We start from the raw sequence: 15,072 nt of genomic DNA, 5'->3' as shown, positions 1-15,072 counted from the left end.
TCGACCTCGCGCGGTCAATCGCGCATGCTTATGGCTGTTCATCCGTTCTCCTGTCCTGAGTTGTTGCGGCCTGGTAACCACAGCTTCCCAGTTCCGGGACGGATGAACAACCTATTGAGACTTCACAGCTAGACCGAGTCGGCGTAGCTCGCGCGCAGGCCCTCGGGGTCGATGATTTCGATCTGCCGGCGGCGCACCGTGACGAAGCCCTGGCGCGCCAGCGAGGACAGGCAGCGGCTCACGGTCTCCAGCGTGGCGCCGAGGTAGCTGCCGATTTCTTCGCGCGTCATGCGCAGCTGGAAGGCGCTGGCGGAATAGCCGCGCGCGTGCAGCCGCTCCGACAGGTTGAGCAGGAAGGTCGCCACGCGCTCCTCGGAGCGCGTGCTGGCGATCAGCGCGGCCACGTGGCGCTCGCGCACCAGCTCGGCGCTCAGCGTGCTGGTGAGGTGGTGCAGCACCGAGCGGCTCTCGCCCGCGGCCTCGCTCAGTTCCGCGTAGGGCAATACGCAGACCTCGGCGTCCTCGATGGCGCGCACCGAGGTGGGGTGCTTGCCGGTGGCCAGGCCGTCGAAGCCGAACAGCTCGCCGGGCAGGTGGAAGGACATGACCTGTTCGCGCCCATCGCGCAGGCTCGCCACCGACTTGAAGGAGCCGTAGCGCACCGCGTAGATGAACTCGCAGCGCTCGCCGTCGCGGAACACGCTCTGGCCCTTGCGCAGGCGGCGCCGGGCGATGGGGGTGCGCTCCAGCGGGGTGTGCGCGCCGGGCTCGACCCAGGAGGGCAGGCAGACGTGCCGCACCAGGCAGGTGTCGCAGGTGCTGTGGCCGGGCGCGGCGGCCGGCGACAGGGCCGCGGACAGGGGCATCGACGAATCGACGAAGTGGATGGGCTGGACAGCGGATTGAAGTTCCATGCGGGGCTCCTGGCGGGGGCGTCGGGGTGGGCCGGCGAGCGGTCCGGCCGTGGGACCTGCGCGTTGGCCGGCGCGCGCGATGCCATGTTCAGGGGCCGGCCGCTGGCCTTGATAGGTACCTGTACCTAGGCGGTAAACCGTTGGTGCGCCGGGGCGTTCAGGTGCGCCGCGTGCCGGAGGCGATCACCGCCGCGGCGCTGCGCAGGCCCAGCTTGCGCTTGATGTTGGCGCGGTGGATATCGACCGTGCGCGCGCTCAGGCCCAGGGCGCTGGCGATCTCCTTCGTGGCCTGGCCCTGGTGCACCAGATCCAGCACCTCGCGCTCCCGCGGCGTCAGTGAGGACTCGCCAGCGCCAGCGTCCGCGCCGTCCGGGCGGTGGCGCTTGAGCGTGCGGCTGAGCAGCCGCGCGTTCAGGCGCGGGCTCATCCACAGCTCGCCCTTGAGCGCCGCCAGCGCGGCCGGCACGATCTCGGCGGAGGCGCGCTCCTTCATGAGGTAGCCGCTGGCGCCCAGGGCCATCACCGGCTCGCCGTAGAGCATCTCGTCCTGCATGCTGAGCACCAGCGTGGCGCGCGGCCCCTGGGCCGCCAGCACCGCGCGCACGGTGGCCAGGCCGCTGGAGTCGCCCGTGCCCATGTCGGTGATCACCAGCGCGGGTTGGTGGCGTTCGATCAGGGCCAGGCCGTCGCGCAGGCTGGCCGCGCTGCCCAGCAGGCGCAGGTGGGGGCTGTCGGCGATCAGCGTCTCCAGGCCGAGGCGAACGATGTCGTGGTCGTCGATGACGATGACGGTGTTGTCCATGGAGCACCCCATCCCGATGGAGCGGAAATCGGCACCTTATGCCGGCCCGTCGCGCGCGCCCCTGACGAAGATCAAAGTTCCTCGGGGGGTTCCGACCAGCGGAGCACCACCTCGCAACCGCCGCTGCGCCGGTTGCGCAGCGCCAGCCGCCCCTGCAGCGCCCGCGCGCGCGCCTGCATGGACTTCAGGCCCATGCCAGGGTGCGAGGGGTGCACCAGGCTCAGGTCGCAGCCCTTGCCGTCGTCGCGCACCGTCAGGCCGCACAGCGCGCCGGCGCGCGCCAGGTGCACGGCGATGCGCCGCGCCTGGCCGTGGCGAACCGCGTTGGTGACGGCCTCCTGCACCACGCGGTAGATGTGGCCCGCGCTCTCTGCGCCGACGTCGCTGAAGTCGCCGCGCGTGCGCAGCGTGCACTCGATGCCCATGAGCTCGGCGGCGTCGAGCAGGTACTGCTCCAGGGCCTGGTGCAACGCGCCGGCCTCGCTGCCCGCGGGCACGATGCCGCGCGAGAGCTGGCGCAGCCGCTCGGCCACCACCTGCACCTGCTCGCGCGACTTCTCCAGCAGCGCGCCGACCAGCGCGGGGTCGTTGCGCCGCGCGGCCGCCGCCTCCAGCAGCATCGAGACGCCCGCCACCGCGGAGCCCACGGCGTCGTGCAGTTCGCGCCCGATCTGCTCCTGGCGGGCGTCCATCTCCCGCAGCAGCATGCGCTCGAAGCGCTGGCTCACCTCCTGCACCTCGTGGTGGGCGGCCAGCAGCGAGGCCTGGAACTCCTCGCGCTCGGTGACGTCACGCACCGTCACCGACAGCAGTCGCTCGCCGTCGGCGCGTGGGATCGGGGCCACCGAGAACTCGGCCGGAAAAACGTCGCCGCCCAGCCGCACGCAATGCCCCGAGGTCACGCCGTCGGGGCCGCGCACCGTGCCGCGCAGCACCGCCGCGATGTCTTCCTGGCAGTCCCGCCAGCTCAGCGGGGTGAACAAGGGCTCCAGGCTGCGGCCCAGGATCTGTTCCGGCGCGTGGCCGAAGAGCGCGCGCGCGGCCGGATTGAAGGAGCGCACGCGGTGCGTCTCGTCGATCAGCAGGGTGGCGATGGGCGCGGCCTGCAGCATGCCCTCCAGGCGCTGCTCGCCCCGGCGGCGGCCCGCTTCGGCGGCCTCGGTGGCCGCGCGCATGCCGTTCAGTGCGGCCGTGAGGCGCCGGCGCACCAGCCAGGCGCCCGCCAGGCCCGCGGCGATCACCAGGCCCATCGGCACGCCCAGGGTCAGCACGGTGCGCCAGGCGGGGAGGGTGAAGCCCCTGGCCGGCACCGCTACCACCGCTGTCCAGTGCGTGGCCGGCGCGGTCCAGTACGAGACCGTCATGGGCGGGTCGCCGATGTCTGCCGAGCGGAAGGTGCCAAAGGCCTCGCGGGCCAGGCGCTCCTGCAGCGCCGCTTCCACGGGTCCCCCCGCGGGGCCCAGGGGGCCGGCGGTGAGCGCCAGGTAGCGGCCCGCGTTGTCCACGATGGCGGCCTGCCAGTGCGCGGGCAGCAGGCCAGCCTCCAGCAGCGGGGTCAGCCGCGGCAGCTCGAGCACGGCCTGCAGGGCCAGGGTTTCGCCGCTGGCGCGCGCCACGGGCACGCCAATGCCCACCACCGGCCCTTCGCGCTCGGACCAGGTGGTGGCGTCGACCACGTCCGCCCGGCCCGTGCGGGCCACCTCGGTGAAGGCGGGGGGCACGGTGCGCAGCGCCTCGGCCCCGCCGGTCGGCAGCGGGGCATGGGCCAGCGTCTGGCCATTGGCGCGCACCAGCACGATGGCGTCGACGTCCAGGTCGCGCGCCAGGGCGCTCGCGGCGCGCTGGAAGTCGCGCAGGTCCTGGCCATCGGACGGCAGCTGCTGGGCCAGGCGCTGCAGCGCGCCCTGAACGGTCACGGCGCGCGCGTTCACCCGGTGCGACAAGGCCACGGTCTGGGCCATCAGGCGCTGCCCCAGGGCGGCCTGCTCGCTGTCCATCGCCAGCCAGATCGCCACGCCGAACAGCAGCAGCGCCGGCAGCTGGAAGGCCAGCAGCAGCCACAGCAGCAGCCAGCGAAGGCGCTGCCCCGGCTGCGCGCCTTCGGCCGGCGGGACGGGCTCGCTCAGCGCCCGCATCATGGCAACGCCCCGGGTCCTTCGGGCCCCGCGGCGGGGGCGGCGTCGCGCAGGGCGCGCACCACCTCGGCGTCCTCCACCTGCGCAAAGTGGGCGTAGAACTGGCCCACGGCCTGGAAATCGGCGGGCGTGAGCAGGCACACCAGTTCGTCGGCCGCCGGGCGCACCAAGGCCACGCTCTCGCGGGAACCCACGGGCACGGCGCACACCAGGTGCGCGGGCGCGCGCTGGCGCACCGCGTGCAGCGCGGCCAGCATGGTCGCGCCCGTGGCCAGACCATCGTCGACCACGATCACCGTGCGCCCGCGCGCCGACGCGGCGGTGCGCCCCGGCGTGTAGGCGGCGCGGCGGCGGGCGATCTCGGCGAGCTGTTCGCGCCGCACGCGCGCGAGGTAGTCCGCGTCGGCGCCCGCCAGGTTGGCGTGCGGGGCCACGTAGACCCAGCCCGATTCGTCCACCGCGCCCACCGCGAATTCGTCGGAATAGGGCGCGGGCAGCTTGCGAACGAGCACGATGTCGAGCTCGCCGCCGAGGGCCTGGGCCAGGTGCGCCGCCATGGGCACCGCGCCGCGCGGGATGGCGAGCACCAGCGGGTGGCTGCCGCGGTGGTGGGCCAGCGCGGCAGCGAGCTGGCGGGCGGCGTCTAGGCGGTCATGGAACATGGGGGCTCGCTTTCATGGGCCGGTGGGCGGCTGGCTCCGGTGCGCGATGGCCAGGTCACTGTAGTGGCGTGGCGGCGTCGCCGTTTGCGCCAGATCAAGGGGGCGGCAGGCCGCGCCCAGGCCCCGGCCGGCGCGCCGCCTGCAGGTGGCGCACCGCCAGGCGCAGGTACTGCCGCGCGCGGCGGCGCCAGCGCGCCTCGCCCTGGTAGCGCGCCTCGGCCAGGTGCGCGATCGCCAGGCCGGCGCGCTCGCAGGCCCGAAGGGCCTGGTAGAAGTGCACGAGGGCGCGCGGCGGCTCGTCGCCGCTGGCGTTCGCGTAGTGGCGCAACAAGGCCTCGCCCAGGGTCGGCGCGCCGGCGCGTTCGCATTCCAGCGCCAGGAAGCCGACCTCGTCGGCGCCGTCCTGCTGGCGCAGCGCCTTGGAGAACTCCAGGGCGTCGATGATGGCCAGCGGGTCGCCGAGCCAGATGTGCTCCGGCCGCAGGTCGCCATGGGCCTCGAGCACGCAGCCGGCCATGGCCCGCGCCTCGATCAGTGGCGTGCTGGACGCCAGCCAGGCGCGCAGCGCGCCCAGCACCACGTCCACGCGCGTGCGCGGCAGCCGCCATTCGGGGCGACCCAGCAGTTGTTCGCAGTCGGCCAGGCGCTGCCACAGCCGCAGGCGGTAGCCGTTGGGGTCCAGGCGCGGGCGAGGCTGCCAGCGATGGAAGCCGGCCAGTTGCTCAGCGATGCGGCGCATGTCGTCCTCGCTGGCCTCGCCGCGCAGCAGGCGCTGGTCCAGCATGGGCCCCGGCGGCAGGCGGCGCATGGCCACCAGCCACTCCACCGGCTCGCCCGGCCCGTCCAGGCGCAGGCGGCCGTTCTCGTCCGCCGCCAGCGGCACCAGGCCCAGGTAGACCTGGGGCGCCAGGCGCCGGTTCACGCGCAGTTCTTCGCGGCAGTAGTGGCGCCGCCGCTCGAGCGTGGAGAAGTCCTGCAGGCCCTGGTGCAGCGGCTTCTTCATCTTGTAGGCGCGCTCGCCGGCCAGGAACACCCACGAGAAATGGGTTTCGATGGCCTCGACGGACGAGACCGGCAGGCGATGGTTCGCCGGGTCCCGCAGCGCGTCCACCTTGTCCTGCAATGTGTGCTTCATGGCGACCACTATCCGGCCAGTCGCCAGGGCGCGTGCTTGACGGCGGTCAAGGATGCGCGCGCCGCCACGAAGCGGTGCGCGCGGACCGCGAGCTTGACCGGCATCAATGAACGCCCCGCCGCCCGCGCCGACAGTGTGGAAACGCCCGATGTGGGCGTCTTTTGCCTCACACAGGAGAGCGTCATGAACCGGTTCATTCCCCCACTGCTCGCGGCCGCCGCCCTCATGGCGGCTTCGGGCATGAGCGCAGCCGCCGACAAGGAACTGAGCTGCACCCTCAAATTCACGTCCAGGCAGTGGTCGGCCGTGTACTCGAGCGCCGAGGGCGAGGGCACGGTGAGCTGCGACAACGGCGCGTCCCTGCCGGTGACGATCAACGCGAAGGGCGTCGGCCTGACCGCGGGGAAATGGAAGATCACCGATGGCACGGGCAAATTCACCCACGTGTCCGCGATCGAGGACGTGCTGGGCAGCTACCTGGCGGTCAGCGGCGACGCCGGCGTGGCCAAGGCGGGCACCGCGCAGGTGCTGACCAAGGGCAAGGTGTCGCTGGCGCTGGCGGGCAAAGGCGAGGGCTTCGACCTCGGCATCGCCATCAGCGACTTCAAGATCGCCAAGCGCGCGGCCGAAGCCAAGTAGACGACGCGGGCCGCGCCGCCGCGCACAAGCCAACGCGTGTCCGAGCCGCCGTGGGGGGGTCCCGCGCGCCCTCAGGGGCGCGGGGCCGTGGCGGGCCCGCCGGTGCCGAAGGTCTGTTCGAACGCCGCCAGAAAGGCCGGCAGGCGCGCGCGCGGCAAGCGGTCGATGCCGGCCGCTCCCGCGCGGCCCCCACCACCGAAGTCCCGGCACAGCCGGTCCGCGTGCGGCCGCTGCCGGGGGGCCCTCAGGTTCACCATGAAGGCGTCGGTCCCCGCGGCGCGCAGCACCGCGCAAGCCCGCTCGGGTTCGCGCTCGATGCAGCGGTAGGCCAGGCTGCCCTGCACGCGCCGCGCCCAGTCCTCGTCGGGCAGCTCGTACACCGAACCGGCGGCCAAGCGCCAGCGCGGCGCCAGCGCGTCGGCGCGCTCGAGGTCCTGGCGTCGGCGCTCGATGAGCGCGGGAGCGATGGGCTCGCGCCGCAGAAAATCCAGCGGGTCGGCGTGCGCCCGCATGAGGCCGTGCAGCGCGGCCGGCGCGATCAGCACGTCGGCCTCGGACTCGCCATAGGCGTTGTGGTTGATCGCTTCGCCGAGCGCGCGCAGCGTGGCCAGTTGCGGGTCGTCCAGGCCCGCCGCGTGACCGAGCGCGCGCGCGCTCGCGCCCATGCCGTCGCCGAAGGCGCCGGTGACGGCCCAGGCCGCGTGCGGCCCCCCCAGGTGGCGGTGCACGATGAGGCTGGTGCAGCGCGTGGGCGCGGTCTCGATCACGAGCTTCAGGGCGGGGTGGCGCGGCAGGGGGTCGTCGCCGGCGTGGTGGTGGTCGAAGTACTCGATGCGCACGCCGCGCGCCAGCAAGGCCAGCAGGGGCGCGCGGTTGCGCGCGAGGGAGATGTCGAGCACCGTGACCGTGTCGTCCGGGCCGGCGTCCACGCGCTCCAGCAGCGCGATCTCGCGCTTGAGGCCGGTCACCAGCCGCGACTCGCGCGGCCGCGCCAGGCGCAGCTGTTGCAGCGCGCACAGGCCGTCGGCGTCGCCATTGAAGACGTCCCAGTGGCTCAAGGCGCGGCCTGCTCGGCGGGGGCGGCCGGCGGCGGGCCGAGCGCCAGCCGCAGCTCCAGCGTGCCGTCGGCGCTGCCGCGCATGCCGAAGCCGATCGCGCGCGCGAGGTTCACCATGCCGTGGTTGCCTTCGAGGCACCAGCCCACCAGTTCGCGCGTGCCGCGCGCGCGCAGGTGATCGATCAGCATCCCCAGCAGCGCGCGGCCCAGGCCACGGCGCTGCCAGGGCCGCGCCACCTGCACCGCGAACTCGGCGGTGTCGTTGTCGGGGTCGCTGGCGGCGCGCGCCTCGCCGCACAGGGTGTCGCCGGACAAGGCGATGAAGCACATCTCGCGCTCGTAGTCGATCTGGCAGTAGCGCGCCAGCTCGCTGGGCGGAACCTCACGTCGCGTGAAGAAGAAGCGCAGGCGCAGTTCCTCGGGCGAGCAGCTGGCGTAGAAGCGCGCGAGCCGCTCGCCGTCCTCCGGCCGGATCGGGCGCAACTGCAGCGCTTCGCCCTCGATGACGGTGACGCGCTCCAGGCCCGAGGGGTAGGGGCGCAGCGCCAGGTGTGCGCCGTCGCGCGTGGGCGCGGCCGGGCGCACGCGCACGCGCGCGTCCAGCGCCAGCGCGCCCTCGGCGTCGACCAGCAGGGGGTTGATGTCGAGCTCGGCCACCGGCGCGAGGTCGCTGGCGAGCTGGCTCAGGCGCAGCAGCACGTCGACGACGGCGTCGAGGTTCGCCGGCGGGCGCGAGCGGTAGCCGCGCAGCAGGCGGGCCACGCGCGTGCGGCCGATGAGGTCGCGCGCCAGCACGGCGTTGAGCGGCGGCAGCGCGATCGCGCGGTCGGCCCGCACCTCCACCGCCGTGCCGCCTTCGCCGAACAGCAGCACCGGGCCGAACACCGGGTCGCTGGCGATGCCGACGATGGTCTCGACCGCCAGCGGGCGGTGCGCCATCGCCTGCACGGTGAAGCCGGTGAGGCGGGCGTCCGGGCGCGCCAGCGCCACGCGCTCGCGCATGGCCAGTGCCTCGGCGCGCAGCTGCGCGGCGTTGGCCACGTCCAGCACCACGCCGCCCACGTCGGACTTGTGCAGCACCTCGGGCGAGACGATCTTGAGCGCGACCGGGTAGCCGATGCGCCCGGCCGCGTCGAGCGCGGCGTCCAGGTCGGGCACGCGCTCGGTGGCCACGCAGGGAATGCCGTAGGCGCCCAGCAGGCGCTTGGCGTCGAGTTCGTCGAGCCAGTCGCGCCCGCCCGCCAGGGCGGCCTCCACCAGGACGCGCGCGCCGTCGCGGTCGGGGTAGTGCAGCTCGGGGCGCGACTCGGGCAGCTGCAGCAGCGCGGCCTGCGCGGCCTGGTGGTCGCGCAGCTGCAGCCAGGCGGCGGTGGCGTTCTCGGGTGTGTCGTAACAGGCCACGCCCTGCGCGTCGAACAGCTCGCGCGCGGCGGCCACGCGCTGGCCGCCGAGCCAGCAGGCCAGCACCGGCCGGTCGGCGCCACGCAGCAGCGGCAGGCAGGCCTGCGCGATGTCGGTGGGCGAGGCGATGGCGGTGGGCGCGTGCATGAACAGCAGCCCGTCCACCTCGGGCGCGGCGAGCAGCACCCGCAGCGCGTCGAGGTAGCGCTGCGGCGGCGCGTCGCCAATGATGTCCACCGGGTTGCCGCGCGACCAGTTGGCGGGCAGGCCGGCGTCCAGCGCCGCCAGGGTGTCGGGCGAGAGCGTGGCGAGTTCGCCGCTGCCCAAGGTGTCGGCCGCGAGCACGCCGGCGCCGCCGCCGTTGGTGAGCACGGCCAGGCGCGGGCCGCGCCAGCGGTGCACGCGCGCCAGCGTCTGCGCGGCGTCGAACAGGGCCTCCAGCGTGTCCACGCGCAGCATGCCGGCGCGCCGCACGGCGGCGTCGAACACCGGGTCGGAGCCCGCCAGCGCGCCGGTGTGGGAGGCGGCGGCGCGCGCGCCGTCGGGCCGCCGGCCCGACTTCACCAGCACCACGGGCTTGTTGCGCGCGGCCGCACGCGCGGCCGACATGAACTTGCGCGCCTGTTTGACCGACTCGATGTAGAGCAGGATGGCGCGCGTGCGCGGGTCGCTGCCGAGGTAGTCGAGCAGGTCGCCGAAGTCCACGTCGGCGCTGTCGCCGAGCGAGACGAAATGCGAGAAGCCGACGCCGCGCGCGTTGGCCCAGTCGAGCATGGCCGTGGCCAGCGCGCCCGACTGCGTGACGAAGGCCAGTTCGCCCACGCGCGCCTGACCCGGCGCGAAGCTGGCGTTGAGGGCCTGCCCCGGCACCAGGGCGCCGATGCAGTTGGGCCCGAGCACGCGCAGCAGGTGGGGCCGGGCGGCGTCGAGCATGGCCTGTTCCAGGCTGCGGCCGTCGCTGGTGCGGCCTTCGCGCAGGCCGGCGGTGAGCACGATGGCCGCGCGCGTGCCGCGGCGGCCCAGCTGGTCCACCAGCTCGGGCACGCTGGCCGCCGGCGTGCAGATCACCGCGAGCTCGGGCGCCTGCGGCAGCGCGTCCACGCTGGTGAACACCGGCCCGCCGTCCAGTTCGAAGGGCTGGCGGTTCACCGCCCACAGCGGCCCCGCGAAGCCGCCCTCGCGCAGGTTGCGCCAGACCAGCGCGCCCACGCCGTCGGCCCGGCGCGAGACGCCGATCACCGCCACGCTGCGCGGCTGGAACAGGTGCTCGAGGTGGCGCACGCTCATTGGACGGCCCTCCGTGCGGCGCACTGCGGGGCTGAGCGCCTTGGGCACGGCCCAGCGGCGCTCATTCGGCCACCTCCGCCACGGGGTCGAACACATAGGTGCCCGGCGCGGGCACGGCACGGCCGCGCACGCGCAGGCCCGACACGGCCCGGGCCTTCACCCGGCGCGAGGAATGCGCGGCCAGCCACCGCTGCCAGTGCGGCCACCAGGAACCCGGCGAGGCCTTCGCGTGCGCGAGCCAGTCCTGCGGGTCGGCCGGCGCCGCGCGCGGCGCCCACTCGCCCACGCGGTAGGAGGCCTCGGGGCTGGCCAGCGGCCCCTCGGGCGGACTCACGATGCCCACGTTGTGGCCGCCCGAGCTCAGCACGAAGTGGGCGTTCGAGTGCGTCAGGCGCATCAGCTTGTAGACCGATGTCCAGGGCGAGACGTGGTCGCGCTCGGTGGCCAGCAGGTAGAGCGGCACGCGGATGCGGTCCAGGTCCACCGGCTCGCCGCGCACGCGGTAGCGGCCTTCGGCCAGGTCGTTGTGCAGGTACAGGCGGCGCAGGTACTCGCTATGCATGCGCGCGGGCAGGCGCGTGGCGTCCGCGTTCCAGGCGCGCAGCGGCGTCACGGGCGTGTGCGCGCCCATCAGGTACTCGTGGACCAGCTTGGACCACACCAGGTCCTTGGAGTTGATGAGCTGGAAGGCGCCGGCCATGCGCTGGCCGTCCAGGTAGCCGCGCTCGGCCATGATGTCCTCCAGGAAGGCGATCTGGCTCTCGTCGATGAACAGCCCCAGCTCGCCGGGCTCCTGGAAGTCCACCTGCGCGGCCAGCAGCGTCAGGCTGCGCAGGCCCTCGTCGCCGCGCGCGCCGAGCAGGGCCGCCGCCATGGACAGCAGGGTGCCGCCCAGGCAGTAGCCCATGGCGTGCACGCCCGCGCCGGGGCAGCGCTCCCGCACCGCCGCCAGCGCCTGCAGCACGCCGAGGTCCAGGTAGTCGTCCATGCCGAGGCCGGCGTCCGCGCTGCCCGGGTTGCGCCAGGACACCATGAACACGGTGTGGCCCTGAGAGACGAGGTAGCGCACCAGCGAGTCGTCCGGCGTCAGGTCGAGGATGTAGAACTTCATGATCCACGAGGGCATCACCAGCACCGGTTCGCGCCACACCGTGGGCGTGGCGGGGGTGTACTGGATCAGCTCGATCAGGTGGTTGCGCATCACCACCTGGCCCGGCGTGAGCGCGAGCGCCCGGCCGGGCTCGAAGGCCTGCAGCCCGCGCGCCTCGCCGCCCGAGGCCACGGCCATGGCATCGCGCGCCCAGTTCGCCGCGCCGCTGGCGAGGTTGGCGCCGCCGGTGCGCAGGGTTTCCTGCAGCACCTGCGGGTTGGTCAGCGGCGAGTTGGACGGCGACAGCATGTCCAGCCACTGGCGCGCCACGAAGGCCGTCACCTCCTCGTGGTGGCGCGAGACGCCGCGCACACCGTGCGTGGCCTCGTCCCACCAGCGCTCCTGCAGCAGGAAGCCCTGGGCCAGCGCGTTGAAGGGAAAGCGCCGCCACTCGGGCCGGCTGAAGCGCTTGTCCTGGGGCGCGGGCGCCACGCAGTTCTCGCACGGGCCCTGGGCGGCGCGCCAGAGGTAGTGCGCCCAGGCCTGCACCTTGTGCAGCGCGCTGGCCGACAGCTGCGCCTGCCGGGTGGGCGACACCAGTAGGTGCAGCCACCAGTCGGCCTGGGCCTGCGCCAGCGCGACCGGCGACAGCCCGTTGGACAGCCGGGCGAGCCACAGCTTGAGCGGCAGGTCCATGGGCGGCGGGCCGGTCGTCGTCGGCGGCGGGTCGTCGGTTCGCATGCCGCCATGATCGGCCCCGGCCGCCGCGTGCGCTTGCGCTATGTCAAGGGCGGCGCGGATCGGGCTTGCGCCGCGCCCGGGGGCGCCTAGCATGGGCCGGACGGGAAGCGCCGCCGCCGGGGCGCGCGCCACACCCCGCGCGGAGCTTGTCCATTGAGCGTTTCGAGCATGCGGGCCATGGCCATCGACGCCGCCACGCGGCGGCTGGTGCCGGTGCGCCGGCCCGTGCCCGTGCCTGGCCCGCGCGAGGTGCTCCTGCGCGTGCGCGCCTGTGGGGTGTGCCGCACCGACCTGCACATCATCGACGGCGAACTGCCGCGGCGCGAGCCGTCGGCCGTGCCGGGCCACGAGGTGGTGGGCGAGGTGGTGGGCCTGGGGCCACAGGCGCGGCGCTTCGCGCCCGGGCAGCGCGTGGGCGTCGGCTGGCTGGGCCGCAGCTGCGGGGCCTGCCCTTTTTGCGCCATGGCGCGCGAGAACCTGTGCGACGCGCCGCTGTTCACCGGCTACGACCGCGACGGCGGCTACGCCGAGTACTGTGTGGCCGACGAACGCTTCTGCTTTGTTCTGCCCGAGGGCGTCGACGACCTGCACGCCGCGCCGCTGCTGTGCGCGGGGCTGATCGGGATGCGCGCCTGGCGGCTGGCGGGCGGGCGCAGGCCGGCGCGGCTGGGCCTGTGGGGCTTTGGCGCCGCGGCGCACATCGTGTGCCAGATCGCGGTCGCGCAGGGACAGCAGGTGCACGCCTTCACGCGGCCCGGCGATGCGGCGGCGCAGGCCTTCGCGCGTCGCCTGGGCGCGCACTGGGCGGGCGCGAGCACCGAGGCGCCCGCGGATGGGCTGGACGCGTCGCTGATCTTCGCGCCCGACGGTGCCCTGGTGCCGGCGGCGCTCGCGGCCGTGCGCAAGGGCGGCGTGGTGGTGTGCGCGGGCATCCACATGAGCACCATCCCGGCCTTCGACTACCGCCTGCTGTGGGGCGAGCGCGAACTGCGGTCGGTGGCCAACCTCACGCGCGACGACGGTGAAGCCTTTTTCCACCTGCTGCGCGAGGTGCCCGTGCACACCCACGTGCAGGCCTTCCCGCTGGAGGAGGCGCAGGCCGCGGTGCAGGCGCTGCGTGAAGGGCGGCTGCAGGGGGCGGCGGTGCTGGTGCCCTGAGCGGCGGGCGGCCGCGCGCAGCTTGCGCCACATCAACAAGCCCCGCGCGGGCGCGGCCTACAGTGAAAGCGCGCCCTGCCGTGCGCAACCGATTCCATTACCTGATGAGGACCACCATGAGCAAACTTCGCCTGCTGGACCCGATGTTCAGCGATTCGTTCGAGAACACCATGCGCCGCTTCTTCTCCCCGGCGACCTTCGACATGGAGCCCGCGCCCCTGCTCAAGATGCGCGTGGACGTGACGGAGAACGACAAGGCCTACGAGGGCAAGGCCGACATTCCCGGCGTGAAGAAGGACGACATCAACGTGCGCATCGATGGCAACGTGGTGCAGATCGACGCCGAGGCGCGCAGCGAGAAGGAAACCAAGGGCAACGGCGACAAGGTGCTGCGCAGCGAGCGCTACCAGGGCACCATCTCGCGCACCTTCAGCCTGGCCAGCGACGTCGACGAGGCCAAGGTGGACGCGCGCTACGCCGATGGCGTGCTCACGCTGACGCTGCCCAAGAAGGCCACCGAAGGCGCGCGCAAGATCGCCATCCAGTGAGCGAGGCCGGTGCCAGCCCGCCCGACGCGCTGGCGCGCAGCGCGGCGCTGGCCCATGCCCTGGCCGCGCGCCTGGGCGCGTCGCTCATCGAGACGCACATCTCCTGGGTTCTGCTCGCGGGAGACCGCGCCTACAAGCTGAAGAAGCCGCTGCGCCTGCCCTTCCTCGACTACTCGACGCTGGCGGCCCGCCGGCGCTGCTGCGAGGAGGAGCTGCGGATCAACCGCCGGCTCGCGCCCTCGCTCTACCTGGACGTGGTGGCGGTCACCGGCGGCGTGGACGCACCCGCAATCGGTGGCGCCGGGCCCGCGATTGACTGGGCCGTGCGCATGCGCCGCTTTCCCGAGGGCGCGCTGTTCGGCGAGCGGCTGCGCGACCGGCGCCTGGGCGAGGCCGAGGTGGACGCCTGCGCGGCCCTGCTGTCGCGCTTTCACCTGGAGGCCTCGGTGGCGCGCGCGAACAGCGGCTTCGCCGGTGCGCCGCACCGCGCGGCGCTCGCCGCCGCCGCGCTGGCGGGGGCGGCGCCGGTGGTGTCGGCCGAGGAAGCGGCGCTGCTGTCGCGCTGGCTGCGCGCGCAGGCGCAGCGGCTCGCGCCGCACTGGGCCGAGCGCCTGCGCACCGGCCACGTGCGCGAGTGCCACGGCGACCTGCACCTGGCCAATCTCATCGTGGTCGATGGCGACGTCAGCGCCTTCGACGGCATCGAGTTCGACCCGGCGCTGCGCTGGATCGACGTCATCGACGACATCGCCTTCCCCGTGATGGACCTGCGCGCGCGCGGGCGGGCCGACCTGGCGTTTCGCCTGCTCAATGCCTGGCTGGACGCCACCGGCGAGCACGCCGGCCTGCCGGGTTTGCGGCACGCCCTGGTGTACCGCGCGCTGGTGCGGGCGCAGGTGGAGTGCCTCAGGGGCCACGAGGCGTCGGCCCGCCGCTACGTCGAGGCCGCCTTGCGCTGGGTGCGCCATGCACCGCCCTGGCTGGCCCTGATGCACGGCCTGCCCGGTTCGGGCAAGAGCTTTGTCTCGCAAGGCCTGCTGCAGGCGCAGGGCGCCATCCGGCTGCGCTCGGACGTGGAGCGCAAGCGCCTGTTCGGTCTGCCGGCCAGCGCCGATTCGCGCGCCAGCGGGCGGGACATCTATGGCGAGGAGGCCACGCGGCGCACCTACGACACGCTGTTCGCGCTGGCGCGCACCGCGCTGGAGGCCGGCTTCCCCGTGATCCTGGACGCGGCCTTCCTGCGCCGCCACGAGCGCGAGGCCGCCGCCGCGCTGGCGCGGCGCGCGCGCGTGCCCTGGCGCATCGTGCACTGCGAGGCGCCCGACGGGGTGCTGCGCGAGCGCCTGCGCGCGCGGCGCGGCGATGCCTCGGAGGCCGACGAGGGCACGCTGGCCGCGCTGCGCGGCGCGCAGGAAGCGCTGGGTGAGGACGAGTGGCTGCGCACCGAGATGGCCTCCCAGGCCCTGGCCCCGCCGACCGCCCCGCCCACCGATTCTTGACGGC

Annotated in this window: 12 protein-coding genes; 4 read left to right on the top strand and 8 right to left on the bottom strand. The window is 74.2% G+C overall.

Translation table 11 applies throughout. The annotated features are described in order from the left end of the window. Positions 1-128: 128 nt before the first annotated feature. The 5 genes from BHU06_RS20605 to BHU06_RS20585 form a co-directional block, all read right to left on the bottom strand. A complete protein-coding gene (locus tag BHU06_RS20605) occupies positions 129-914 on the bottom strand; it encodes a helix-turn-helix domain-containing protein (protein WP_083293353.1) in 786 nt (261 codons plus the stop codon). A 157-nt stretch (positions 915-1,071) separates the two neighbouring features. Next, positions 1,072-1,716 carry a response regulator transcription factor gene (locus tag BHU06_RS20600; RefSeq protein ID WP_070401100.1) on the bottom strand — a complete coding sequence of 215 codons (645 nt, stop codon included), beginning with the start codon at positions 1,714-1,716 and terminating at the stop codon, positions 1,072-1,074. Positions 1,717-1,787: 71 nt separating this feature from the next. Then, a complete protein-coding gene (locus BHU06_RS20595; protein ID WP_070401099.1) occupies positions 1,788-3,854 on the bottom strand; it encodes a PAS domain S-box protein in 2,067 nt (688 codons plus the stop codon). Then, positions 3,851-4,513 (bottom strand): phosphoribosyltransferase, encoded by a 663-nt coding sequence (locus BHU06_RS20590; RefSeq protein ID WP_070401098.1) that lies wholly within the window; start codon positions 4,511-4,513, stop codon positions 3,851-3,853. Before BHU06_RS20590 ends, BHU06_RS20595 begins: the two co-directional genes overlap by 4 nt. A gap of 94 nt (positions 4,514-4,607) precedes the next feature. Further along, on the bottom strand, positions 4,608-5,648 hold the full coding sequence (locus tag BHU06_RS20585; protein ID WP_070401097.1) for a hypothetical protein: 1,041 nt from the start codon (positions 5,646-5,648) through the stop codon (positions 4,608-4,610). Between the two features lie 183 nt (positions 5,649-5,831). On the opposite strand from BHU06_RS20585, the gene BHU06_RS20580 reads away from it, so the two are divergent. Beyond that, positions 5,832-6,287 (top strand): hypothetical protein, encoded by a 456-nt coding sequence (locus BHU06_RS20580; protein ID WP_070401105.1) that lies wholly within the window; start codon positions 5,832-5,834, stop codon positions 6,285-6,287. A gap of 71 nt (positions 6,288-6,358) precedes the next feature. Here BHU06_RS20580 and BHU06_RS20575 read toward each other — a convergent pair whose 3' ends face one another. The 3 genes from BHU06_RS20575 to BHU06_RS20565 all read right to left on the bottom strand — a co-directional run bounded on the left by BHU06_RS20575 (position 6,359) and on the right by BHU06_RS20565 (position 11,863). Further along, positions 6,359-7,345, bottom strand: a complete 987-nt coding sequence (locus tag BHU06_RS20575; protein ID WP_070401096.1) for a hypothetical protein — start codon at positions 7,343-7,345, stop codon at positions 6,359-6,361. Next, a complete protein-coding gene (locus BHU06_RS20570; protein WP_070401095.1) occupies positions 7,342-10,032 on the bottom strand; it encodes a bifunctional acetate--CoA ligase family protein/GNAT family N-acetyltransferase in 2,691 nt (896 codons plus the stop codon). Before BHU06_RS20570 ends, BHU06_RS20575 begins: the two co-directional genes overlap by 4 nt. Before the next feature lie 61 nt (positions 10,033-10,093). Then, positions 10,094-11,863, bottom strand: coding sequence for an alpha/beta hydrolase (locus BHU06_RS20565; RefSeq protein ID WP_070401094.1), 1,770 nt, complete (start codon positions 11,861-11,863; stop codon positions 10,094-10,096). A gap of 168 nt (positions 11,864-12,031) precedes the next feature. Here BHU06_RS20565 and BHU06_RS20560 point away from each other — a divergent pair, with 168 nt between their 5' ends. From BHU06_RS20560 to BHU06_RS20550, 3 genes are all read left to right on the top strand, one after another. Next, on the top strand, positions 12,032-13,021 hold the full coding sequence (locus tag BHU06_RS20560; protein ID WP_070401093.1) for a zinc-dependent alcohol dehydrogenase family protein: 990 nt from the start codon (positions 12,032-12,034) through the stop codon (positions 13,019-13,021). A gap of 116 nt (positions 13,022-13,137) precedes the next feature. Continuing rightward, positions 13,138-13,569 (top strand): Hsp20/alpha crystallin family protein, encoded by a 432-nt coding sequence (locus tag BHU06_RS20555; RefSeq protein WP_070401092.1) that lies wholly within the window; start codon positions 13,138-13,140, stop codon positions 13,567-13,569. Further along, entirely contained in the window at positions 13,566-15,068 is a 1,503-nt protein-coding gene (locus BHU06_RS20550) for a bifunctional aminoglycoside phosphotransferase/ATP-binding protein (RefSeq protein WP_070401091.1), read from the top strand. Before BHU06_RS20555 ends, BHU06_RS20550 begins: the two co-directional genes overlap by 4 nt. Positions 15,069-15,072: the final 4 nt, after the last annotated feature.

Origin of the sequence: Hydrogenophaga sp. PML113, from assembly GCF_001777155.1 — a bacterium.
Lineage (GTDB): Bacteria > Pseudomonadota > Gammaproteobacteria > Burkholderiales > Burkholderiaceae_C > Hydrogenophaga > Hydrogenophaga borbori.
Note: the sequence above shows the minus strand (reverse complement) of the source record. Positions and strands in the feature narration are given on the sequence as shown.

What these genes read in the sequence shown, in the direction of transcription:
- BHU06_RS20605 (WP_083293353.1), bottom strand. Translation starts at nt 914, where the DNA reads ATGGAACTTCAATCCGCTGTCCAGCCCATCCACTTCGTCGATTCGTCG.
- BHU06_RS20600 (WP_070401100.1), bottom strand. Translation starts at nt 1,716, where the DNA reads ATGGACAACACCGTCATCGTCATCGACGACCACGACATCGTTCGCCTC.
- BHU06_RS20595 (WP_070401099.1), bottom strand. Translation starts at nt 3,854, where the DNA reads ATGATGCGGGCGCTGAGCGAGCCCGTCCCGCCGGCCGAAGGCGCGCAG.
- BHU06_RS20590 (WP_070401098.1), bottom strand. Translation starts at nt 4,513, where the DNA reads ATGTTCCATGACCGCCTAGACGCCGCCCGCCAGCTCGCTGCCGCGCTG.
- BHU06_RS20585 (WP_070401097.1), bottom strand. Translation starts at nt 5,648, where the DNA reads ATGAAGCACACATTGCAGGACAAGGTGGACGCGCTGCGGGACCCGGCG.
- BHU06_RS20580 (WP_070401105.1), top strand. Translation starts at nt 5,832, where the DNA reads ATGAACCGGTTCATTCCCCCACTGCTCGCGGCCGCCGCCCTCATGGCG.
- BHU06_RS20570 (WP_070401095.1), bottom strand. Translation starts at nt 10,032, where the DNA reads ATGAGCGTGCGCCACCTCGAGCACCTGTTCCAGCCGCGCAGCGTGGCG.
- BHU06_RS20565 (WP_070401094.1), bottom strand. Translation starts at nt 11,863, where the DNA reads ATGCGAACCGACGACCCGCCGCCGACGACGACCGGCCCGCCGCCCATG.
- BHU06_RS20560 (WP_070401093.1), top strand. Translation starts at nt 12,032, where the DNA reads ATGCGGGCCATGGCCATCGACGCCGCCACGCGGCGGCTGGTGCCGGTG.
- BHU06_RS20555 (WP_070401092.1), top strand. Translation starts at nt 13,138, where the DNA reads ATGAGCAAACTTCGCCTGCTGGACCCGATGTTCAGCGATTCGTTCGAG.